Raw genomic sequence first — 23,148 nt, forward strand, 5'->3', positions numbered from 1 at the left:
ATGCTGCTGCGCCGGGTGCTGCCCACGACCGAAGGGCCGATCGCGCTCGACACGAACGAGGGTCGCGAGCAGCTTGCCGAGTGGTACCGGCCGCACGGCGACGCGTCGATGCGGCTCATGATGATCGCCACCCTCGACGGGCGCGCGGCCGGGGGCGACGGGGTGTCCGACTCAGTGAGCTCCCCTGTCGACCGGCGCGTATTGCAGGCGGTTCGCGGTCACGCCGACGCGGTCATCGTCGGCGCGGGCACGGTGCGCCGCGAGTCGGTCGGCCGACCCCCGGGGGCGGCGCTTGTCGTGGTGACGGCCACAGGCACCCTCGACGGGCACCGGCTGCGCGAGTCCGACGACGGTTCGCCACTGATCATCATGACGACCCCCGACGGCGCGGAACGGGCACGCGCAGCGCTGACGCGCATCCCGCATGAAATCGTCACGGTCACCGGCGATGACGCCGGTCGACCGACGGTGGATGCGGTGGTCGGCATTTTGCGTCGCCGCGGCTACGCGCACCTCGTTTGCGAGGGTGGCCCGACGCTTGCGGCGCAGTTCGTCGACGCCGCGCTCATCGACGAGTACTGCCTCACGACCGCGCCCGCTCTCGGCGGAGCCCAGCCCCTCTTGGGCGAGGGCGATCGACCGCTAACGCACCTCGAGCCCCGTCAACTGCTCGTCGACGACGCGGGCTTCAGCTACGGGCGCTGGCGGCCGGCGGGGCGCTGAGCCCGCAGGGTTGCTGAGCCCCCAGCGTTGCTGAACGCTCAGAGCTCGCGCAGCCACCCGCCGATCGCGCGGTCGAAGCGTCGCGGGTCGATGTTCCAGAGCCGCGTGTGCCCCGCATCCGCGAAGCGCTCGAGTCGCACCGTGCGGGGCGGTGCGGCGGCGACAAGCCGCAGCACGGGCTCAATCGGCACGTCCGGGTCGGCGTCGCTGTGCAGCACGAGCAGGGGCACGCCGAGTTCCGCCGCGCGCGCGACCGCGTCGAGCCTGTTCAGGTCGATCGGCGCCCCGCGGCCGGTGAGGCGCACGCCGATCGGGTGCGACAGCAGGCCGAACGCGAGTGACTGCACGGCAGCCGGCAGACGTCGCCGCGCGGCCTGGTGCGCGAGAATCGCCCGCCAGTGCACGGCGGCAGACTCCAGGATCACACCGTCGAGAGCGGCGGCCTCCGGGGCCCGCAGCACGGTCTGCAGCACGCTGGCCCCACCCATCGACCACCCCATCAGCACGATGCGCTCGGCGCCGCGGCCCCGCGCGAAGCGGATCGCGGCGGCCACGTCGCGCCACTCGTCATCGCCGAGTCCGTAGCGCCCGTCGGGTGACGCAGGCGCATCGCCGTCGTTGCGATAGCTGATGAGCAGGCTTGACCAGCCAGTTGCCCGAGCGATCGGCACGGCACGCAAACCTTCCGCCCGCGTGACGCCGCGGCCGTGCACCTGAATCACCCAGTCGCGTTCGTGCCCGGCGGGCACGAACCAAGCGGGGGCGGGGCCCAGCTCGGTCTCAACATCGACGTCCTCGAACGGCACGTCGAGATCGGCGGGGGTGAGGTAGTACCACGCACCCCAGCGGCCACGCAGCGCTGTCACAATGTCGCCGCGCTGCACCGACTCGAGACGACGCGTGACGGTGCCGGCACCTCGCGCGAGGATCGTGCCGACACGCGCGTGGCCGCGCCCGCGGTCGAACCACAGGCTGTAGCGACCGGCCAGTGCCGTTTCCGGGGTCAACGACACCGTCACGGTTCCGGATGCGCGATCCACGCTGTGCAGGATCACTTCCTCCGGGCGCTCCCCCGGCGGCGTCACGACGCTCCGCGCCGCGCGCACCGCGACACCCGCGGCAGCGACGGCGGCCGTGGCGACGAGGACGCCCGATGCGAGTGCGACGGATCCGAGCATCCGCACAGCCCGCGAGGAATCGCGGCCCCGCGGGCCGGGGTCGTGCCGTGCGGCGAGTCTCACGCGCCGACCGTATCAACTCGCCCTAGCCTCAAGGCGTGGTCGCGCCCTCCGTCTCCCCCGACGCGCGATTCGATGCACTGGTCGCATCGATCGCCCACGCTCGACCGCGCGACGAACTCGTGGTGAGCGAGATTCCTGCGCCCACGGGCCTCGCCCCGTTCGCCTACGCACTCGCCGCCGACGTCGACCCCGCCCGGCACGCCGACGACTCTGACCTGGGCACGGGCCGCCTCATCGTGCTGTTCGACCCCGACGAGCCCGAGGGCTGGGAGGGCGCGGTGCGCATCATCTGTTTCGCGCAGGCACCGCTCGAGCACGACATCGGCGTCGACCCGCTCGTCGCCGAGGTGGCGTGGTCATGGCTCATGGATGGGCTGGCCGTCCGCGCGGCGAGTTTCACGGCCGAAAGCGGCACGGCGACGAAGACCCTGTCAACCGGCTTCGGCAGCCTGGCCCCCCAGGGCTCGGGCGCCCAAATCGAGCTGCGCGCCTCGTGGAGCCCGCTCGACGACGACCTCGCCCCGCACGTCGAGGGCTGGACCGAACTGCTGTGCATGCTGGCCGGGTATCCGCCGACTGCCGAGGGGGTCACACCCATCACCCCGCGCAGGAGGGCCCGTGCCTGACCGCGACACTGACCGCGACACCGCTGCCGCGCCTGACGAAGCAACGCCGCTGCCCACGGCGGCGCCCGCCGAAAAACCGCGCGTCATCGACACGCGAGACGATTATCTGGATGCGGTGCGCCGGCTCGCGGCGGGCACCGGCCCGGTCGCGGTCGACGCCGAGCGTGCGAGCGGATTCCGCTACTCGCAGCGCGCGTACCTGATCCAGGTGTTCCGCCGAGGCGCGGGAACCTTCCTCTTCGATCCCCCCGCCATCGACTCCTTCTCCGAGCTTCAGGACGCGATTGGCGACGCCGAATGGGTGCTGCACGCGGCAAGCCAAGACCTCGCGTGCCTTCGCGAGGTGGGCCTTGAGCCGCCGAGCATCTTCGACACCGAACTCGGCGCGAGGCTCGCGGGTCTCCCCCGGGTCGGGCTCGCCGCCGTGGTGGAAGAGACCCTCGGGCTGCACCTGAAGAAGGAGCACTCGGCGGCCGACTGGTCGACGCGCCCGCTCCCGGAATCGTGGTTGACCTACGCCGCGCTCGACGTCGAACTCCTCGTTGACGTGCGCGACCGCATCCACGACCGCCTTGAGGCGGCGGGCAAGCTCGCTGCCGCCGAGCAAGAGTTCCGCGCCGTGCTGGAGCGGCCCGCGCCCGAGCCGCGCTCTGAGCCCTGGCGCCGCCTGTCTGGCCTGCACGCCGTGCGCGGCCAGCGCGCCCTCGCCGTCGCCCGGGCCCTGTGGCTCGCGCGCGACGCCTACGCGCGGGAAATCGACATCGCCCCCGGTCGTCTCGTCCCCGACGCGTCGATTGTGGCGGCCGCCAAGGCAACCCCCACCTCAAAGCGCGAACTCGCTCAGTTGTCGAGCTTTCACGGGCGGGCCTCGCGTTCGCAACTCGACCGGTGGTGGGCGGCGATCCAGGAGGGTCTCGCCACCGACGACCTCCCCGCCGTGCGCGTGCGCGAGGAAGCGACGATTCCGCCGCCGCGGTCGTGGAGCGATCGGAACCCCGAAGCCGACCGCCGACTACGCGCAGCGCGCGAGCGGCTCCAGCTCGTGGCCGACGACCTCGAGGTTCCCCTGGAAAACCTGCTGACGCCCGACACGCTGCGGCGCATCGCCTGGCAGCCGCCGCGCACGGTCAGCGAGGCGACGATCGCGGCCGCGCTCGAGGCGGGCGGGGCGCGCCCGTGGCAGATTGACGCAACGGCACTAATAATCGCCGATGCTTTTGTGGATGCTGCCCAAGCGCCCGACGAGGACGCGGACACCGCTTCGTAGGTTCACCCAGTCGGTCCCCCGCTGTTCGACCGCCGTTCCTAGGCTGGGCGCACACCTGTTACCGAACTGGGAGGCACCGTGGCCGAACGAGCCGATGTCGTCTTCGTCGATGGGGTACGCACCCCATTTGGACGAGCCGGCGAAAAGGGCATGTACTGGAACACCCGAGCCGACGATCTGATCGTCAAGGCGATGATCGGGATGCTCGAGCGCAACCCGAACCTGCCGAAAGAGCGCATCGATGAGGTCGCGGTCGCCGCGACTACGCAGGAGGGCGACCAGGGGCTCACCCTGGGGCGGACCGCCGCGATTCTTGCCGGGCTGCCGCTGAGCGTTCCCGGCTACGCCATCGACCGCATGTGTGCCGGCGCCATGACCGCCGTCACGGCCGTTGCCGGATCGATCGCGTTTGGCGCGTACGACGTCGCCATCGCTGGTGGCGTCGAGCACATGGGTCGTCACCCCATGGGCGGTAACGCCGACCCGAACCCGCGCTTCCTGGCCGAGAAGCTCGTGAGCCCCGACGCCCTCAATATGGGCATCACAGCCGAGCGCCTGCACGACCGTTTCCCGCAGCTGACGAAGGAGCGCAGCGACCGCTTCGGCATGCGCAGCCAGCAGAAGGTGGCGGCGGCCTACGAGGCCGGCCACATTCAGCCCGACCTCGTGCCCGTCGCGATCCGCAGCGGCGAGGGCTGGGGGCTCGCCACCCACGACGAGGGCCTCCGCCCCGAGACGACCATGGAAGGTCTTGCCACCCTGCGCACCCCCTTCCGCCCCCACGGCCGGGTCACGGCGGGCAACGCCTCGCCGCTCACCGACGGCGCGTCCGTCAGCCTGCTGGCTAGCGCCGACGCCGCGCGTGAGCTCGGCCTCAGCACGAAGATGCGCCTCGTGAGCTTCGCGTTCGCCGGCGTACAGCCCGAGGTCATGGGCATCGGCCCGATCCCGTCGACCGAGAAGGCGCTGAAGAAGGCCGGGCTCACGATCGACGACATCGGCCTGTTCGAGCTGAACGAGGCCTTCGCGGTTCAGGTGCTGAGCTTGCTCGACCACTTCGGCATCGACGACGACGACCCCCGCGTCAACCAGTGGGGCGGCGCGATCGCGTTCGGCCACCCGCTCGCGAGCTCCGGTGTGCGTCTCATGATTCAGCTCGCGCGCCAGTTCGAGCTGCACCCCGAGGTTCGCTACGGCCTGACGGCCATGTGCGTCGGCCTCGGCCAGGGCGGCTCGGTCATCTGGGAGAACCCCCACTACGACGGAAAGAAGAAGTGACCGTGGCGAAGAGCGCTGTCAGCCAGTACCGCCGCGAGCAGTTCGACTCACTGCTCGCCCTCTCCGACGACGAGGTCGTCACCCACTCGTACGTGCGCGACGTCGCGCTGCCGAGTGGTGGCACCCTCGCCCTCATCACGCTCGACAATGGGCGCGACCACACCCGACCGAGCACGCTCGGCCCGCAGGGGCTGCTTGAGCTCGCTGGGGTCCTCGATGAGCTGACCGCTCGCGCATCCGCTGGTGAGATCCAGGCTGTTGCGATCACGGGGAAGCCGTTCATCCTCGCCGCGGGCGCCGACCTGTCGAAGGTCGGTGACCTCCCGAACCGCGACGCGGGGCTCAAGATGGCGCAGCTCGGCCACTACGCCCTCGGCAAGCTGGGCGAGACCGGCGTGCCGTCGTTCTGCTTCATCAACGGCCTCGCCCTCGGCGGCGGCGTTGAGGTTGCCCTGAACTGCGACTACCGCACGCTCGACTCGAGTGCCGCGGCGCTCGCCCTTCCCGAGGTGTTCCTCGGCATCATCCCCGGTTGGGGCGGCGCGTGGCTGCTGCCGAACCTCATCGGCATCGAGAACGCGCTCAAGGTCGTCGTCGAGAACCCGCTCAAGAACAACCGCACGCTGAAGCCGGCCCAGGCACTCGAGCTCGGAATCGCCGACGTGATGTTCTCGCCGGCGAACTTCCTCGAAGACTCGATCCGCTGGGCTGACGGCGTCATCACGGGAAAGACGACGGTCAAGCGCCCGAACGCCCCCGGCAAGCTCGAGCGCGCGGTGAAGTGGGATGCGGCGATCGGCATCGCGCGCAAGATGCTCGAGAAGCGCATCGGCACCGTCGCGAAGTCGCCGTATGCCGCCCTCGACCTGCTGAAGGCCGCCAAGTCGAGCGACAAGGCGACGGGCTTCGCCGCCGAAGACGAGGCGCTCGCTGACCTCGTCTCGGGCGACCAGTTCGCCGCGTCGATCTACGCGTTCAACCTCGTGCAGAAGCGCGCGAAGCGTCCCGCAGGTGCCCCCGACAAGGCGCTCGCCAAGCCGGTCACCAAGGTGGGCGTGCTCGGCGCGGGTCTCATGGCGAGCCAGTTCGCGCTGCTGTTCGTGCGTCGCCTCAAGGTGCCGGTCATCATCACTGACCTCGACCAGGCGCGCGTCGACAAGGGCCTCGAGTACATCCGCGGCGAGATCACCGAACTCGAACAGAAGGGACGCCTCGACGCCGACGAGGCGAACCAACTGCGGGCACTCGTCACGGGAACGGTCGATAAGAACGACTTCGCCGACTGCGACTGGGTCATCGAGGCGGTGTTCGAAGAGCTCACGATCAAGCAGGACCTGTTCGCCGAGATGGAGGGCATCATCTCGCCCGAGACGATCCTCGCGACGAACACCTCCTCGCTCTCGGTCGAGCAGATCGGCGCGAAGCTCGCGCACCCCGAGCGGGTTGTCGGCTTCCACTTCTTCAACCCGGTCGCGGTCATGCCGCTCATCGAGGTCGTGAAGACGCCGCACACCGACGAGGCGTCCCTCGCCACGGCGATGGCGACCGCGGCAAAGCTGCGAAAGAACGCCGTGATCACGGCCGACACTCCCGGATTCGTGGTGAACCGCATCCTGGCGAAGCTGCTGGGCGAGGCGATGCACGCCGTCGAGCAGGGCACCCCGTTCGACGACGTGGTGGCCGCACAGAAGCACTTCGGCCTGCCGATGGATCCGTTCGTGCTGCTCGACCTTGTGGGGCTGAAGGTGGGCGCCCACGTGCTCGACACGCACCACGGCGCCTTCCCCGACCGCTTCTTCGAGTCGAAGGCTTTGCACGAGCTCGCTGAAGCCGGCGTGCTGCTCGAGAAGGACAGCAAGGGTCAGGCCAAGGGCATCGATAAGAAGGCCATCGCGATCGTCGACAAGCACCGCCCGGCGGATGCGCGGCCGTACACCGTCGCGGAGCTCACCCGCCGCCTGGAAGACGGTCTCGCGGACGAGATCCACCGCATGCTGGAAGATCAGGTCGTGGAGGCGCCTGAGGACATCGACCTCTGCATGATCCTCGGAGCCGGTTGGCCCTTCCAGATGGGCGGCGCGACGCCGTTCCTCGACCGGGTTGGCGCCTCAGATCGCGCGTTTGGCGGCACTTTCCACAGCCCGCGTATCGCGGGTGCGAGCTAGCACTCGCCCCGCCCGAACCGCGGCCCCCGGCCCCTCTCGCTGCGAGGGGCCGGGGGCCGTTTCGTGTGTCGGTGGCCGCCGCTACTCTTCCGACCATGCCTGATCACGTGCCCGCCCCCGCTGCTCCCCTCGTGTATTACGTCGCGCAGAGTCTTGACGGCTTTGTGGCCGACCGCGATGACGCACTCGACTGGCTCCTGCAGTTCGGCTTCGACACCTTCCAGCAGCACTACGACGAGTTTTTCGCGGGTGTCGGCGCGATCATCATGGGCGCATCGACGTATCGCTGGCTCGCCGCGGCGGGTGAGGCGTGGCCGTACCCCGGGCTCCCGTGCTGGGTACTGACGCACAGCACCCTGCCCCCGATGGGCGGCGCCGAGGGCGTCATCACCGCCACCGATGTGCCGGCGGTCGCTCGTGCCGCTCGGGCGGCCGCTGGCGACCGCTCAGTCTGGGTTGTCGGCGGCGGGCAGACTGCGGCGCAGTTCGCCGAGCACGGCGAACTCGATGAGCTCAGAGTCACGGTCATGCCCATCACACTCGGCGACGGCGCCCCCCTGCTGCCCCACGCCGGCCCTGCTCGGCGCTGGCAGCTCACCGGAACGACCGCCTTCGACGGCGGGCCGATCGAGCTCGCGTACCGCGCAGTGACCGACGCCGGTGTGGCGTCGGGCGACACGCGAGACGACGCCGCATCCCGCCGCTGACGCCTTAGCGGGCGCGCTCGTCCTCGTCGACGGACGCTCCCTGCTCGGCGGGCAGCGGCCGAGCAACAGGGATTCGCGTGCCGAGCACCTGGGCAACCAGGTCACGAGCGATGGCTTGAGCCGTGAGGCCCACGCGCTCGAGAATCTCGGCACGCGTCGCGTGCTCAAGAAATTCGTCGGGCAGGCCCAGCTCGTCGACGGCCGTGTCGACGCCGGCCGCCCGCAGATCCTGCCGGATGCGCGTGCCGATTCCGCCGACGCGCACGCCGTCCTCAATCGAGACAACGATGCGGTGATCGCGAGCGAGATCGATGATGCCGCCCGCCACCGGCACCACCCAGCGCGGGTCGACGACGGTTGCGCCAATGCCCTGATCGGCCAGACGATCGGCGACCTCGAGGCCCAGTTTGGCCATCGGGCCGACCGTCACAATGAGCACATCCTTGTGGGGAGCCTCCCGCAACACGTCGACCCCGTCGTCGGTGCGGCGAACGGCATCGAACTCGGTGCCGACGCTGCCTTTGGAGAAGCGGATCACCGTCGGCGCGTCCTGAACCTGAACCGCCTCGGCGAGTTCCTCACGCAGTCGCGTCGCATCCCGCGGCGCCGCGAGGCGGATACCCGGAACCACCTGCAGAATCGCGAGATCCCAGACGCCATGGTGGCTCGCCCCGTCGGGGCCGGTCACGCCGGCGCGGTCGAGCACAAAGGTGACCCCCGCCTTGTGGAGGGCAACATCCATCAGCACCTGATCAAAGGCGCGGTTGATGAATGTGGCGTACACAGCGACGACGGGGTGCAGCCCGCCGTACGCGAGGCCCGCCGCCGAGGCGACGGCGTGCTGCTCGGCGATACCGACGTCAAAGACGCGGTGCGGGTGCTTCTCGGCAAGCTTGTGCAGACCCGTCGGACGCAGCATGGCCGCCGTGATGCCCACGAGTCGCTCGTCGCGGTCGGCAAGACGCACCAACTCGTCGGCGAACACGCTCGTCCACGAGTGGGCGCTCGACGTCTCGACCGACTCACCGGTCTCGGGGTCAATCTGGCCCACCGCGTGGAACTGGTCGGCAACGTCGGCGAGGGCCGGCTCGTAGCCCTTGCCCTTCTGAGTGATCGCGTGCACGATCACGGGCGCTTCGTACTCTTTCGCCTGGCGCAGGGCGCGCTCAACGTCGCGAATGTCGTGGCCGTCGATCGGGCCGACGTACTTGATGTCGAGGTTCGAGTACAGCGCCTCGTTGTTGGTGAAGCGGGACAGGAAGCCGTGTAGTCCGCCGCGCACGCCGCGGTAGAAGGCCCGACCCGGGGCGCCCAGATGGTCGAACATCGCTTCCGTGCGCCGACGGAATGTGCGGTACGAGCGGCGCGTGCGCACGCCTGAAAGGAAGCGCGCCATGCCGCCGATCGTGGGCGCATAGGAACGCCCGTTGTCGTTCACGATGATGACGAGGTTGCGACTGTTGTCGTCAGTGATGTTGTTGAGCGCCTCCCAGGTCATGCCGCCCGTCAGCGCGCCGTCACCCACGACGGCGACGACGTGGCGGTCACCCTGGCCGGTCATCTCGTAGGCGCGCGAGATGCCATCGGCCCAGCTCAGCGAGCTGGAGGCGTGCGAACTCTCGACGATGTCGTGCGGCGACTCGGAGCGTTGCGGATACCCGGCGAGCCCGCCCTTCTGGCGCAGCCCCGAGAAGTCTTGGCGGCCCGTCAACAGCTTGTGTACGTACGACTGGTGGCCGGTGTCGAACACGATCGCGTCGCGAGGTGAGTCGAAGACGCGGTGGATACCGAGCGTCAGTTCGACGACGCCGAGGTTCGGCCCGAGGTGACCGCCGGTCTTCGAAACTTCGGTGACCAGAAAGCGGCGAATCTCGTCGGCAAGCTGCTCGAGCTGGGTGGCACTCAGCGCATCCAGGTCGCGCGGCTCGCGGATCGTCGGAAGTAGCTCCATCCCTTCACGATACGGGGTCGCGCCGGAGGATCGGCCGCACACGGCATCCCGTTTCCTGATCGTTCTCTGGAAGGTTTCCGATACGCCACACAGCCCGGCCCCTCGCGGTGAGGGGCCGGGCTGTGTGGCGAGCGCGCTGGCCTAGACGAGGCTGCGCAGCACGTACTGCAGGATGCCGCCGTTGCGGTAGTAGTCGGCTTCACCGGGGGTGTCGATCCGCACAACCGCGTCAAACTCAACGGTCTGCTTGCCCTCCGGCGAGTGCGCGGTCGGCGTAGCCACCACGCGAACCGTGCGGGGCGTGCGGCCCTCGTTCAGTTCGGTGATTCCCGAGATCGCGATCTCCTCCGTGCCGTCGAGTCCGAGGCTGTCGGCCGTTTCGCCCGCCGGGAACTGCAGCGGCACAACGCCCATTCCGATGAGGTTCGAGCGGTGAATGCGCTCGAAGCTCTCGGCGATGACGGCGCGCACGCCGAGCAGGCTCGTGCCCTTGGCCGCCCAGTCACGGCTCGAACCCGAACCGTACTCTTTGCCCGCGAAGACCACGAGCGGCGTGCCCGCTGCCGCGTAGTTCTCGCTCGCGTCGTAGATGAACGACTGGGCGCCGTCGGCGGTCGTGAAGTCGCGGGTGTAGCCACCCTCGACACCATCCAGCAGCTGATTCTTGAGGCGGATGTTCGCGAAGGTTCCGCGAATCATGACCTCGTGGTTGCCGCGGCGCGATCCGTACGAGTTGAAGTCTTTACGCTCGACGCCGTGCTCGGTCAGGTAGCGACCGGCGGGAGTGTCAGCCTTGATCGACCCAGCGGGGCTGATGTGGTCGGTCGTCACCGAGTCGCCGAGCTTCGCGAGCACGCGGGCTCCCGAGATGTCAACGACGGGTGCCGGCTCGAGCGTGAGGCCCTCGAAGTACGGGGGCTTGCGCACGTAGGTTGACTCGGCGTCCCACTCGAAGGTCGCGCCCGACGGGGTCGGCAGCGAACGCCAGCGCTCGTCACCGTCGAACACCGAGGCGTACTGCTTGTCGAACATGGCCGTGTCGATCGACGAGTCGATCGTCTTCTGCACCTCATCGGCGTCGGGCCAGATGTCGCGCAGGTAGACGTCGTTTCCGTCGCCGTCTTGACCGAGCGCATCCGTTTCGAAATCGAAGTTCATCGACCCGGCAAGAGCGTAGGCGATGACGAGCGGCGGGCTCGCGAGGTAGTTCATCTTCACGTCGGGGTTGATGCGCCCCTCGAAGTTGCGGTTTCCCGAGAGCACGGCGGTCACGGCGAGATCGTTGGTATTGATCGCCTCCGAGATCTCGTCAGCGAGCGGGCCCGAGTTACCGATGCACGTCGTGCAGCCGTAACCGACCGTGTAGAAGCCGAGGGCCTCGAGGTCGTCGGTGAGGCCAGCCTTCTCGTAGTAGTCGGTGACGACCTTCGAGCCCGGGGCGAGGGTCGTCTTGACCCACGGCTTCGCCTTCAAGCCCTTCTTCGCCGCGTTGCGGGCAAGGAGGCCGGCGGCGAGCATGACCGACGGGTTCGAGGTGTTCGTGCACGAGGTGATGGCCGCGATCGTGACGGCGCCGTGGTCGATCGTGAACTCGGCGTCCCCCACCGTGACGTCGACAGGCTTCGACGCGGTGGTCGGCGCGTGCGAACGGTGACGGTGCGACAACTCGTGTGCCGTGTCCTCATCCTGCGGGGTGAAGCCCACGGGGTCGGAGGCCGGGAACGTGCCCTCCACTGCGGCGTCGACCATGGAGTGGTCGTGGCTCGTGTAGTCGACGAGCGCCGACTCGAACGCCTGCTTCGCCTCGGTCAGCACGATGCGGTCCTGAGGGCGGCGCGGGCCGGCAATGGACGGCACAACGGTCGACAGGTCGAGTTCCATGTACTCGCTGAACGCAGGCTCGATGCTCGGGTCGTGCCACAGGTGCTGCAGCTTCGAGTACGCCTCGACGAGGGCGACCTGCTCGGCCGAGCGGCCGGTCAGGCGGAGGTAGTCAAGCGTGACGTCGTCGATGGGGAACATGGCGGCGGTCGAGCCGAACTCGGGGCTCATGTTGCCGATCGTCGCGCGGTTGGCGAGCGGCACCTGCGCCACACCCTCGCCGTAGAACTCCACGAACTTGCCGACGACACCGTGCTTGCGCAGCATGTCGGTGATCGTGAGCACGACGTCGGTGGCGGTGACGCCCGCGGGGATCGAGCCAGACAGCTTGAAGCCCACGACCTTCGGAATCAGCATCGACACGGGCTGGCCGAGCATGGCGGCCTCGGCCTCGATGCCGCCGACGCCCCAGCCGAGCACGCCGAGGCCGTTGACCATCGTCGTGTGCGAGTCGGTGCCGACGCAGGTGTCGGGGTAGGCGCGCAGCACGCCGTCAACGGTGCGCGTGTACGTCACCTTTGCGAGGTGCTCAATGTTCACCTGGTGCACGATGCCGGTGCCGGGCGGCACGACCTTGAAGTCGTCGAATGCCGTCTGGCCCCAGCGGAGGAACTGGTAGCGCTCACCGTTGCGCTCGTACTCGATTTCGACGTTGCGCTCGAGCGCGTTCGCGGTGCCGAAGAGGTCGGCGATGACCGAGTGGTCGATGACGAGTTCGGCGGGAGCGAGCGGGTTGATCTTCTTCGGGTCGCCGCCCAACTCGGCGACGGCCTCGCGCATCGTGGCGAGGTCGACGATGCAGGGCACGCCGGTGAAGTCCTGCATGACGACGCGTGCCGGGGTGAACTGAATCTCGGTGTCCGGCTCGGCGGATGCCTGCCACGACCCGAGCACTCGAATCTGCTCGGCGGTGACGTTCTTGCCGTCCTCCGTGCGGAGCAGGTTTTCGAGCAGAACCTTGAGGCTGAAGGGGAGCTTGTCGTAGCCGGGGACCGCGTCGATGCGGAAGACCTCGTACTCGGCGTCACCGACCTTCAGCGTGTCCTTCGCGGAGAAAGAGTTGACCTGGGACACGACGTCCTTCCTTTCCCGGATGATCGACGGGGTGCGTCGAAACAATCGCCGGTGTCGATTTATCTTGATGTCGAGATACTTGATGCTAGCACTTGGTCACGCCCGAGAGCGGGCGTACACGGCGCGAATCATGAGCCACGTCACCCACAGCACGGCGGCATACAGCGGCAGGCCCATGATGAGCCGCGAGGCTGCGAGCGCAGTGACATTCTCCGCCAGGTAGAACGGAAGCTGAACCCCGAGTCGCAGGGTGAACAGCCCCACCCACAGCCACGTCGTGAGCGTGAGAACGCTGCGTTTTGCGGGGTCGCTGCGCCACTCTTTGTCGCCGGTCAGCAGAGACGTGATGACACCCAGCAGCGGACGCCGCACGATCAGGCTCATCAGAAGCGCTGCGAGCCACACGCTGTTGATGACGAACCCCAGCACGAAGTTCTCCTCCGCGCGCCCCGTGAAGAGCGCAAGCCCCGCAGAGAGCGCGATGCCGACGAGCCCGATGATCGCGGGGGCCACCGGAGTGCGGGTGAGAGCCCGGACCAGCACGAAGACGACCGCGATAGCGAGAGGCACGAGCACCGACGGAGCGACCTCTTGCGTGATCGTGAAGACGACGAGGAACAGAAACCCGGGCAGCAACGACTCGATGAGCCCGCGCACACCGCCGACGGCACCCCAGAGGGCCTGCGGGGTGGGGCGCTCCCCCGGTTCGACGCGGCCAAAGCCAGAGCGGCGAGCCGCCTCGGCGAGCGCGGCCTGAACATCCGGCGACGGCGCCTCGGCCGGCGCCGCCGGGTCCGTCTCGCGACGCGCCGTCGCGTCGTCGGGCGTGTGGGTCATGAGGATGCGGGGGGCGTCGGCCCGGCGGACGCGCCCGCCGCCGCCTGAGCGCCCGCGGGCACCTGCAGAGGAATCAGATCGCGCGGGGGCATCGGCGTCGATCCGCGCACCACGACGATGCTGCGGAATACGTCGTCAATCGCCTCAGCCGCCGTAGCGTCGACGGCGCCCTGACCAGCGATCACACCGCGGAGGAACCACCGCGGGCCGTCTACACCGATGAAACGGGCGATGCGCGTCGAGGCCTGTCCGTCGGTCTGCACGGGAATCTGCGCGACGACCTCGGGGCCAAACACGCCGTCACGCTCGGTGATCTCACCGCCTTGAGTGCGGATCTGGTCCACAATCTGACGACGCACCTCGTGCCAGAGCCCCGACGACCGGGGGGCCGCGAACGCCTGCACCTGCAGGGTCGACCCCTGGTAGTCGATTCCGACGGCGATCACGCGCTTCGTCGACTCTTCAACCTCGAGCCGCAGCTGCAGCTCGGGACGCGGCACGAGCTTGATGGCTCCGAGGTCGACGTATGGCCGAACGGCATTCGCCTCCGACTCGTCAAAGGGGCCGTTCTCGGCGCGGTCGGCCGGGGCCGACTTTGCATCGTCGGGCAGCGGCCCGTCGGTCATCGCGGTGTCAGTCACAAAGCTCCTTCATTCGACGCCGGGTCACTACGGTAGCCGCTCGACCCAAAGCCCGCCTCCCCGCGGTGCGAGCCCGGAAGGGTCGACACCGGCACAAACACGGGGCGCTCGACGCGCTGAATGACGAGCTGGGCAATGCGGTCGCCGCGCTCGATGGTGTAGCTCTCGCGCGCATCCGTATTGAGGAGGGTGACGCGGATCTCGCCGCGGTAGCCCGCATCGACCGTGCCGGGCGCGTTCACGACGGTGATGCCGTGGCGCGCCGCGAGGCCGCTGCGCGGAAGCACGAATGCGGCGTAGCCCGCGGGGAGCGCGATGGCGACACCGGTTCCGATCGTGACCCGCTCACCGGGGGCGAGCACCGCCCGCTCAGCGGCGATCAGGTCGGCACCGGCATCGCCGGGATGCGCGATCTGGGGGATGCTGTCACCGGTGATCAGGATCTCGACGTCGGGCACTTCTGAAGGCTAATGCATGGTCGAATAGAGCCATGGAGCTGTTCCGCGAGCGCCTCTGGCCCGCCCTCTGGTGGTATCCGATCGTCCTGCTCATCGTGCCGGCGACGCTGCTGATTTTTGCGGCGATCGATCTGCTCGCGGGCGTTGTGACCGCGGCTGTGCTCGTCGCCGGTGCGCTCGGGCTGCTCATCGGCTCGGCGCCGACCATTCGCATTGCGGACGGCACACTGACTGCCGGCCGGGCGCGGATCCCCGTTGAGCTGACGGGGGATGCTCGCGGCGCGTCCGGCGAGGAGGCGCGCGCCGAGCGCGGGGTACGCCTCGACGCGCGGGCCTGGCTTCTGCTGCGCGGCGACGTCGGCCCGGTCGTGCGCGTGGAGATCACCGACCCGGACGACCCGACGCCGTATTGGCTCGTGTCGACGCGCCGGCCCGACGAGCTCGTTGCCGCCCTGTCAGCGGCGAAGGCCTCGGTCTAGCGAGAAACGCTCAGGCGTCTAGGCGCACTCAGCGCAGATCGGGCCGAGCTTCTCTTGGTGGTCGAGCTGCGAGCGGTGCTTCACGAGGAAGCAGCTCACACAGGTGAACTCGTCGGCCTGGGGCGGAAGAACGACCACGTCGAGGTCGAGGTCGGCCAGGTCTTGACCCGCGAGTTCAAAGCCGGGGTTGTCGGCGTCGTCAACGTCAACGACACCCGACATCTTGTCGGGAACCCGCTCTTGCAAGGCCTGGATCGAATCGGTGTCGTCGTCCGTCTTGCGCGGTGCGTCGTAGTCGGTTGCCATGCCTCATCCACTCTCGTGTTTTTCGCCGGGGGCCGCGGTCGGCGGCGACAGTTTGCAGGACGCAACCGTGAAACGCAAACGGGGTTCGCATCACGGGGCGTTCGGCGGTCGTAACTTCCGGCGCGCCCGGTCTATTCCCGGGGTGGCGCGGATGCCCGTGGCATGCTGTGCGCAGCATCCGCGCAGTCGGGAGACAAGGCTATGGAAGAACTGACCGTCATCGGCGCCGAGAATGGCGCACTCGTCGTCGTCGGCGACGACGGCACCCGCTACCGCGTGCCGATCACCGAAGCCCTGCACACGGCGATCCGCCAGAACCGACCGGCTCAGCCTGCGGCGCACCGCGTCAGCCCACGAGAGATTCAGGCGCAGATTCGCGCCGGCAAGTCGGCGGCCGAGGTCGTTGCCGCGACCGGCGAGGCACTCGAGTACGTCCGGCGTTTCGAGGGCCCCGTGCTCGCCGAGCGCGAGTACGTGGTGACGGCCGCCCGTAGCGTGCCCGTCGCCGTCGCCGCCGATACGGAGTCCGGCGTCGCAGCCCACACCTTTGGTGGCGTCATCGACCAACGCCTCGACGAGCTCGGCGCAACCGAGATCGTGTGGTCGAGTTGGAAGACCGACGTTCTGTGGAGCGTGCGGGTGGCCTTCCTCGACGGCGACACCGAGCGCTCGGCGCTGTGGAACTTCGACCCCAAGAAGTCGACCCTCTCGCCCGCGAACCACGAAGCGCAGTCGCTGTCGCAGCAGGGCGACGGCCCGGCCACCGCGCTCCCCCGGCTGCGGGCCGTTACGAGCGACCCGGCCGACGACGACACTCCCACCGGGCGATTCGATTCCGGAGCCTTTCACCTGAGCGAGGCCGCCGTGCAGGGCCCCGGCCCCTCACGCATGGGCGTGCGCACCGACCCCGATGACGGGGCACCGACGGGGATGGGTCAGACGGCCGATCTGCTCGAAGCGCTGCGCCGCCGTCGGGGAGAGCGGGAGCCCGCGCCGCGTGACGATCGCGATGCCGCGCGCGCCGCGCATCCGTCCACCGGGTCCATCCGCGTCATCGACGTTCCCCTCGATGCCCCCCGCGCCGACATGAGCGACACCGCAGACGCCCCCACCCTGATCGGCATGGACGGGGACCTCGCTGAACCCGCCGAACCGCGAACCACCGAGTCGGCCCCGTCGGCAGCATCGCCCGACGCTCCCGCGCGACCGTCGGCCAAGCGCGGTCGCGCGGCCATGCCGAGCTGGGATGAGATCGTGTTTGGGGCGCGCCCCGACGACGACCCCGCGTAGCAACAACTCGGCCGCGCAATGATGCGGCGCCGCGTCGTTCTCGCGGCACCCGTCAGAGTGCGAACGCCCCGAAGCGGGCGAGCGGGATGCGCGTCTCTGCGTCAGAGAACGATCCGTGCTGGCCGACCATCGCGAGCGCGTGCTCGGTCGCGGTGCGCGCGTCGTAGTACGCAACCGCCGCACGCGCCGCCACGAGCACGTCACCAATGCGCTCAACGATGTGCGGAGCGACGGGGCCGAACCACCCGGCCTCGATCGCCTCAGCGCGGGTGGCGACCCACGCCCGGCCGCCCTCACGGGCGCGCCAGCGCTCGGCGATCGCATCCACGTCGGCCGGCGTCTCCGCGACGAGCTGCAGACAGCGCGGCTCACCCGCGACGAGACGCACGCCACGCCACAGCTCGTCGTTCGCGGCGATGACGCGACGGGCGTGCGGGGCCACATCGAGCATCCCGTGATCAGCCGTGAGCAGCGCGCCGGTTCCGGCGGGCGCGATCGGCTCCCGCAACGCCGCGTCGAGTTCTTCGAGGCGGTGGGTCCAGGCGTCTGAGCTGACGCCGTAGCGGTGCCCGGCCTTGTCGAGCTCGGGGATGTACGTGTACACGAGGCGCGGGGCATCCTCGGCGAGAAGGGCGCGCGTGATGGCCAGGCGCTCGGCAATGGTGTCGGAGGGGATGAAGCGCGCGCCGCGCAGGGTCGCCCGGGTGAATCCCGAAGTGGCGTACTCGCGCGAAGCGACCACGATGGGCTCAACGCCACGCTCAGCTGCGCGCTCAAACAGAGTCTGCTCGGCCTGCCACCGTTCGGGATCGGCCTGCGCGTCCCAGCCCGTCAGCAGATTGAGCGCCCGAGAATTCGCGACGTCGTGGGCGGAGTAGCCCACGAGCCCGTGTTCCCCCGCGGCCCGCCCCGTCGTCAGTGTCGCGAGCGCTGCGGCGGTGGTCGTCGGGAACGGGGCACGAATCACACCACGGCGGCCAGGAAGCGCCGACACGAGGTGGCGCGCGTGCCCGCTGCGGGCGGTCAGCGGCTGCGTTCCGAGACCATCGACCAGCACGACAGCGGCCGAGCGCACGGGAGGCAGGGCAAGCGCAGAGTCGTCGCCGCAGACCGCGGCAAACGCGCTCGCCAACACGTCGCCGAGTGACGGGGACGCGAACGGTGCCGCCGGTAGCATGGGCGCCATCCTATGACTCCCCCTCCCGCCCCCCGCCTGCCCGACGCCCCCGCACCGACCGAGCGCATCGACGATGTCGATCTCGCCGATGAGATGCAGGGGTCGTTTCTCGAGTACGCGTACTCGGTCATCTACTCGCGGGCACTGCCCGACGCGCGAGATGGGCTGAAGCCCGTCCAGCGCCGCATTCTCTACATGATGAGCGAAATGGGCCTGCGCCCCGACCGCGGGCACGTCAAGTCGGCCCGCGTCGTCGGCGAGGTCATGGGCAAGCTGCACCCCCACGGCGATGGGGCCATTTACGACGCGCTCGTCCGCCTCGCCCAAGACTTCACCATGCGCGTGCCGTTCGTCGATGGGCACGGCAACTTCGGCTCGCTCGACGACGGGCCCGCGGCGTCGCGCTACACCGAGGCGAGGCTGCGCGCCTCGGCACTCGCCATGGTCGAGGGCCTCGACGAGGACGTCGTCGACTTCGTGCCGAACTACGACAACCAACTAACGCAGCCCGACGTGTTGCCCGCGGCATTCCCCAACCTGCTCGTCAACGGCGCCAGCGGCATCGCCGTCGGCATGGCGACGAACATGGCGCCGCACAACCTGATCGAGGTTGCCGCCGCCGCGCGATACCTGCTCGACAAGCCCGACGCGACGCTCGACGAACTGATGACCTTCGTTCCGGGGCCCGACCTGCCCACCGGCGGGCGCATCCTCGGTCTCGACGGCATCAAGGAGGCGTACGCGACCGGTCGCGGGCGCTTCACCACCCGCGCGACGGTCAGCGTCGAGCAGGTCACGGCGCGCAAGCGCGGACTCGTGATCACCGAGCTGCCCTACCTCGTCGGCCCCGAGCGGGTTATCGAGAAGATCAAAGACGGCGTGCAGTCGAAGAAGCTGCAGGGCATCTCGGATGTCACCGACCTCACCGACCGCAAGAACGGCCTCCGGCTCGTCATCGGCATCAAGAACGGCTTCGACCCGAACGCGGTGCTCGAGCAGCTCTACCGCTACACCCCGCTCGAAGACGGCTTCTCGATCAACGCGGTGGCGCTTGTCGACGGGCGCCCCCAGACGCTCGGGCTCGTCGAACTGCTGCGGGTGTACCTCGAGCACCGCACCGAGGTGGTGACGCGCCGCAGCCGGTACCGTCTCGATCGTCGACGCGAGCGCCTGCACCTCGTGGAGGGTCTGCTGGTCGCGATCCTCGACATTGACGAGGTTATCCAGGTCATCCGCACCTCCGACGACGCCGAGCAGGCGCGCACGCGACTCATCGAGATCTTCGACCTCAGCCAGGTGCAGAGCGAGTACATCCTCGAACTGCGCTTGCGCCGACTCACGCGCTTCAGCCGCATCGAACTCGAGGCCGAGCGTGACCAGTTGCGCGCCGAGATCGCCGAACTCGAGGCGATTCTCGCTGACCCCGCGCGCGTGCGGGCGCTTGTGGGCGACGAACTCGATGACGCCGCTGCCCGCCTCGGCACGCCGCGCCGCACGCTCTTGACCGAGGGCATGCCGACCGCGCCCCCCTCTCGCGCTCGCGCGCAGGCCGCCGCCTCGCTCGAAATGGCCGACACGCCCTGTCGGGTGCTGCTGTCAACGACCGGTCGCGCGCTGCGCGTCGATCTCGGCGACGAAGATGCGCTCGTCGCGCCGTCAACGGAGCGGCGCGTCGCGCACGACGCGATTCGCGCATCCGCCATCACGACGGTGCGCGGTGAGCTCGTCGCAATCACCGACCGCGGTCGCTTCGTGCGTTTCAGCCCCGACGCCTTGCCCGCGGTTCCGGCCACGTCGGTGCAGCTGGCGGCCGGCGTGCCCCTGGCCGAGTACGTCGGCCTGACCGACCCGCGCGAGCGCATCGTGACGATCGTCGACCCGGCGGCCGAGACGCCGCTCGCCCTGGGAACGCGCGGGGGCGTCGTCAAGCGCCTCTCGCCAGGCAGCTACCCGAACCGCTCGGAGGGCGAGGTCATCGGCCTGAAAGACGGGGATGTCGTGGTCGGTGCCGCGCTTGCGCCCGATGCGGGCGAGCTGGTTTTCGTCACCTCTGACGCTCAGCTGTTGCGATTCTCGGCCGAACTCGTGCGCCCCCAGGGTGCGCCCGCCGGCGGAATGGCCGGCATCAAGCTGGCAGCAGGGGCCACCGTCATCGCCTTCTCGGTTGTCGACGCGAGCGAGAACGTTGAGGTCGTGACCGTGTCGGGCTCGAGTGCCGCTCTCGCGGGAATCGAACCGGGACGGGCGAAGCGCTCGCTGTTCACCGAGTTCCCCGCGAAGGGCCGCGCAACGGGCGGCGTGCGCGCGCACGCCTTCCTCAAGGGCGAAGACTCACTGCGCGTCGCCTATGTCGGGGTCGACCCGGTCGCGGTCGCGGCCGACGGGAAGCCCCGCACGCTGCCCGATGGCGGGGCGAAGCGCGATGGCTCGGGCACGCCCCTCGACTCGGCGATCGAGACGATCGGCACGCGCGCCCGTTAGCCCGCCACGGAGGCGGACGGTCGGCCTCCGGCGACGCGGCCTCGCTCGCGGGCGCTAAACGTCGATGCGCCCGCGGTCGAGCCCCTGGCCGGCGATGATGAAGTCTTTGCGCGGGGCGACATCGTTGCCCATGAGCAGCTCGAACACGTGGTTCGCGGCCTCGGCGTCGGAGACACGTACGCGGCGAAGCGTGCGCTGCGTGCGGCTCATCGTGGTGTCGGCGAGCTGATCGGCATCCATCTCACCGAGACCCTTGTAGCGCTGAATGGGGTCTTGGTAGCGCTTGCCGGCTTTCTTGAGTGCCGACAGCACCCCCTGCAGCTCTTTCTCGCTGTACGTGTAGATGGTCTCGTTGGGCTTCGTGCCCGGGTTCATGACGACGACCCGGTGCAGCGGCGGCACGGCCGCAAAAACGCGGCCCTCGTCGATCATGGGCCGCATGTAGCGGAAGAACAGCGTGAGCAGCAGCGTACGGATGTGAGCGCCGTCGACGTCGGCGTCAGACATGATGATGACCTTGCCGTAGCGGGCCGCCTCGATGTCGAACGAGCGCCCTGAGCCCGCTCCGATCACCTGAATGATGGATGCGCACTCGGCGTTCGAGAGCATGTCGCTGACCGACGCCTTCTGCACGTTGAGGATCTTGCCGCGAATGGGCAGCAGCGCCTGGAACTCGCTGTCGCGGGCCAGCTTCGCGGTGCCGAGGGCGCTGTCGCCCTCGACGATGAACAACTCGCTCTCAGCGACGTCGCTGGAGCGGCAGTCGACGAGTTTCGCCGGCAGGGTCGAATTCTCGAGGGCGTTCTTGCGGCGCTGCGTTTCTTTGTGCGCGCGCGCAGAGATTCGGCTCTTCATCTCGGCCACGACCTTGTCGAGCACGAGCGAGGCCTGGGCCTTGTCGTCGCGCTTCGAGCTCGTCAGCCGGGCGCGCAGCGCGTCGCCGAGCACCTTCGCGACGATGGCGCGGGCGGCCGGCGTGCCGAGCACCTCTTTGGTCTGGCCTTCGAACTGCGGCTCGGGCAGCCGCACCGTGAGCACCGCCGTGAGGCCCGCGAGCACGTCGTCCTTCTCAAGCTTGTCGCTGCCGGCCTTCAAGCGCCGGGCGTTCTTCTCGACCTCGGCACGCACGACCTTCAGCAGCCCCTGCTCAAAACCGGCGAGGTGGCTGCCGCCCTTCGGCGTCGCGATGATGTTGACGAAGCTGCGCACCGTCGTCTCGTAGCCGGTCCCCCAGCGCAGCGCGATGTCGACCACGCACTCGCGCGTCAGCTCGGTGGGCGACATGTGGCCCCGCTCGTCGAGTACGGGCACGGTTTCGGTGAAGGTTCCCGATCCGGTGATCCGCCACGTGTCCGTCAGCGGTGAGTCGGGCGCGAGGAAGTCGACGTATTCGCTGATGCCGCCGGAGAAGCGGAACGTTTCCTCTGATCGCTCCTCGCCCCGCGCATCCTCGATCGTGATGCCGAGCCCGGGTACCAGGAACGCCGTCTGACGGGCGCGGATGCGCAGCTCATCGGGCTGGAAGGACGCGCCCTTCGTGAAGATCTGCGGGTCGGCCCAGTAGCGGATGCGCGTCCCGGTCACGCCCTTCGCCGCCTTCCCGACAACGCGCAGCTCACTACCCGAGACAAACGGCGTGAACGGAGCGTCAGGGCGCGGACCCTCGGGGCCGTCGGTGAAGATGCCGGGTTCGCCGCGGTGGAACGACATCGCCCACGTCTTGCCGCCGCGGTCGACCTCGACGTCAAGCCGCTCAGACAGGGCGTTCACGACGGAAGCGCCGACGCCGTGCAGGCCACCGGAGGCCGCGTACGAGCCGCCGCCGAACTTGCCCCCGGCGTGCAGCTTCGTGAAGACCACCTCGACGCCCGAGAGCCCCGTCTTCGGCTCGATGTCGACCGGAATGCCGCGCGCGCGGTCGCGCACCTCGACACTGCCGTCGGCGTGCAGCTTCACCTGAATGTGGTCGCCGTGGCCGCCGAGCGCCTCATCGACCGAGTTGTCGATGATCTCCCACAGGCAGTGCATGAGGCCGCGGGAGTCGGTCGAGCCGATGTACATTCCGGGGCGCTTGCGCACCGCCTCGAGACCCTCGAGGACGGACAGATGCCGAGCGGAGTAATCGGAGGAAGCCACGATCTCCCAGCGTAGACGCGGGCGGCCGTGGTGACGGTGCACCACTCCGCGCGGGGTTGCGGGCGGCCCCCGCTTGGGGGCCGCGAGCCTGGGAAGCCGTTGCGCGCTGAGCGAAACGACCCTGAGCGTGCAGGGTTCCGTGGGTGCCGTGTGGTGCAATGGGGTTTCATCCGGTCCCGATCACGACGCGAGAAGGAAGGCCCACCATGACGCAGCTGACGACCGAAAGCCCGCACGTCACCGCGCCGGCGCCGCTCACCGCGACCGACCGCTGCGACGCCTGCGGAGCGCAGGCATACGTGCGCGCGACGCTCGCCACCGGCGAGCTGCTGTTCTGCGCCCACCACGCGAGCCGTTTCAGCGAGTCGCTGAAGGCCACGGCGCTCGCCTGGCACGACGAGACGGCGAAGCTCCACAGCGAGGCCTAGAC

General features: G+C 69.2%; 19 protein-coding genes. 10 read left to right on the plus strand and 9 right to left on the minus strand.

Annotated elements, in window-relative coordinates; genetic code table 11:
- The gene (locus EV141_RS11240; protein WP_130486061.1) at positions 1 to 723 is read left to right on the plus strand and encodes a dihydrofolate reductase family protein; all 723 of its coding nucleotides are present in this window, start codon (positions 1 to 3) and stop codon (positions 721 to 723) included.
- 38 nt (positions 724 to 761) lie between these two features.
- On the opposite strand, the gene EV141_RS11245 is transcribed toward EV141_RS11240, so the two are convergent.
- On the minus strand, positions 762 to 1,964 hold the full coding sequence (locus tag EV141_RS11245) for an alpha/beta hydrolase family protein (protein WP_130486062.1): 1,203 nt from the start codon (positions 1,962 to 1,964) through the stop codon (positions 762 to 764).
- Between the two features lie 35 nt (positions 1,965 to 1,999).
- Here EV141_RS11245 and EV141_RS11250 point away from each other — a divergent pair, with 35 nt between their 5' ends.
- The 5 genes from EV141_RS11250 (at position 2,000) to EV141_RS11270 (ending at position 8,007) form a co-directional block, all read left to right on the plus strand.
- Positions 2,000 to 2,590, plus strand: a complete 591-nt coding sequence (locus EV141_RS11250; protein WP_130486063.1) for a DUF3000 domain-containing protein — start codon at positions 2,000 to 2,002, stop codon at positions 2,588 to 2,590.
- Positions 2,583 to 3,857 (plus strand): HRDC domain-containing protein, encoded by a 1,275-nt coding sequence (locus tag EV141_RS11255; protein ID WP_130486064.1) that lies wholly within the window; start codon positions 2,583 to 2,585, stop codon positions 3,855 to 3,857. Before EV141_RS11250 ends, EV141_RS11255 begins: the two co-directional genes overlap by 8 nt.
- 78 nt (positions 3,858 to 3,935) lie before the next feature.
- The gene (locus tag EV141_RS11260) at positions 3,936 to 5,135 is read left to right on the plus strand and encodes a thiolase family protein (RefSeq protein ID WP_130486065.1); all 1,200 of its coding nucleotides are present in this window, start codon (positions 3,936 to 3,938) and stop codon (positions 5,133 to 5,135) included.
- 2 nt (positions 5,136 to 5,137) lie between these two features.
- Entirely contained in the window at positions 5,138 to 7,300 is a 2,163-nt protein-coding gene (locus EV141_RS11265) for a 3-hydroxyacyl-CoA dehydrogenase NAD-binding domain-containing protein (RefSeq protein ID WP_130486066.1), read from the plus strand.
- Positions 7,301 to 7,395: 95 nt separating this feature from the next.
- Positions 7,396 to 8,007: a dihydrofolate reductase family protein gene (locus EV141_RS11270; RefSeq protein ID WP_130486067.1), complete on the plus strand. Its 612-nt coding sequence runs from the start codon at positions 7,396 to 7,398 to the stop codon at positions 8,005 to 8,007.
- Positions 8,008 to 8,011: 4 nt separating this feature from the next.
- Here the strand turns inward: EV141_RS11270 and dxs are convergent, their stop codons facing one another.
- From dxs to dut, 5 genes are all read right to left on the minus strand, one after another.
- Complete coding sequence (gene dxs / locus EV141_RS11275) at positions 8,012 to 9,958, minus strand: 1-deoxy-D-xylulose-5-phosphate synthase (protein ID WP_130486068.1); 1,947 nt, start codon at positions 9,956 to 9,958, stop codon at positions 8,012 to 8,014.
- Between the two features lie 141 nt (positions 9,959 to 10,099).
- Positions 10,100 to 12,913 (minus strand): aconitate hydratase AcnA, encoded by a 2,814-nt coding sequence (acnA, locus tag EV141_RS11280; protein ID WP_130486069.1) that lies wholly within the window; start codon positions 12,911 to 12,913, stop codon positions 10,100 to 10,102.
- Between the two features lie 96 nt (positions 12,914 to 13,009).
- The gene (locus EV141_RS11285; RefSeq protein ID WP_130486070.1) at positions 13,010 to 13,750 is read right to left on the minus strand and encodes a DUF3159 domain-containing protein; all 741 of its coding nucleotides are present in this window, start codon (positions 13,748 to 13,750) and stop codon (positions 13,010 to 13,012) included.
- Positions 13,747 to 14,376 (minus strand): DUF3710 domain-containing protein, encoded by a 630-nt coding sequence (locus EV141_RS11290; protein ID WP_130486162.1) that lies wholly within the window; start codon positions 14,374 to 14,376, stop codon positions 13,747 to 13,749. Before EV141_RS11290 ends, EV141_RS11285 begins: the two co-directional genes overlap by 4 nt.
- 11 nt (positions 14,377 to 14,387) lie before the next feature.
- Positions 14,388 to 14,849, minus strand: coding sequence for a dUTP diphosphatase (gene dut / locus EV141_RS11295; RefSeq protein WP_130486071.1), 462 nt, complete (start codon positions 14,847 to 14,849; stop codon positions 14,388 to 14,390).
- A 32-nt stretch (positions 14,850 to 14,881) separates the two neighbouring features.
- Between dut and EV141_RS11300 the strand changes: the two genes are divergently transcribed.
- Positions 14,882 to 15,328 (plus strand): DUF3093 domain-containing protein, encoded by a 447-nt coding sequence (locus tag EV141_RS11300; protein WP_130486072.1) that lies wholly within the window; start codon positions 14,882 to 14,884, stop codon positions 15,326 to 15,328.
- An 18-nt stretch (positions 15,329 to 15,346) separates the two neighbouring features.
- Here the strand turns inward: EV141_RS11300 and EV141_RS11305 are convergent, their stop codons facing one another.
- Entirely contained in the window at positions 15,347 to 15,634 is a 288-nt protein-coding gene (locus EV141_RS11305) for a DUF4193 domain-containing protein (RefSeq protein WP_130486073.1), read from the minus strand.
- A 201-nt stretch (positions 15,635 to 15,835) separates the two neighbouring features.
- On the opposite strand from EV141_RS11305, the gene sepH reads away from it, so the two are divergent.
- Positions 15,836 to 16,924 (plus strand): septation protein SepH, encoded by a 1,089-nt coding sequence (sepH, locus tag EV141_RS11310; RefSeq protein WP_157985553.1) that lies wholly within the window; start codon positions 15,836 to 15,838, stop codon positions 16,922 to 16,924.
- 52 nt (positions 16,925 to 16,976) lie between these two features.
- On the opposite strand, the gene EV141_RS11315 is transcribed toward sepH, so the two are convergent.
- Positions 16,977 to 18,101 (minus strand): alkaline phosphatase family protein, encoded by a 1,125-nt coding sequence (locus EV141_RS11315; protein ID WP_311768257.1) that lies wholly within the window; start codon positions 18,099 to 18,101, stop codon positions 16,977 to 16,979.
- Between the two features lie 12 nt (positions 18,102 to 18,113).
- Here EV141_RS11315 and EV141_RS11320 point away from each other — a divergent pair, with 12 nt between their 5' ends.
- Entirely contained in the window at positions 18,114 to 20,582 is a 2,469-nt protein-coding gene (locus EV141_RS11320) for a DNA gyrase/topoisomerase IV subunit A (RefSeq protein WP_130486076.1), read from the plus strand.
- 54 nt (positions 20,583 to 20,636) lie between these two features.
- Here the strand turns inward: EV141_RS11320 and EV141_RS11325 are convergent, their stop codons facing one another.
- Entirely contained in the window at positions 20,637 to 22,718 is a 2,082-nt protein-coding gene (locus tag EV141_RS11325; RefSeq protein ID WP_130486077.1) for a DNA gyrase/topoisomerase IV subunit B, read from the minus strand.
- 206 nt (positions 22,719 to 22,924) lie between these two features.
- Between EV141_RS11325 and EV141_RS11330 the strand changes: the two genes are divergently transcribed.
- Positions 22,925 to 23,146 carry a DUF7455 domain-containing protein gene (locus EV141_RS11330; protein ID WP_130486078.1) on the plus strand — a complete coding sequence of 74 codons (222 nt, stop codon included), beginning with the start codon at positions 22,925 to 22,927 and terminating at the stop codon, positions 23,144 to 23,146.
- The last annotated feature ends 2 nt before the right edge of the window (positions 23,147 to 23,148 follow it).

This window comes from Microcella putealis (assembly GCF_004216575.1).
GTDB classification, from domain to species: domain Bacteria; phylum Actinomycetota; class Actinomycetes; order Actinomycetales; family Microbacteriaceae; genus Microcella; species Microcella putealis.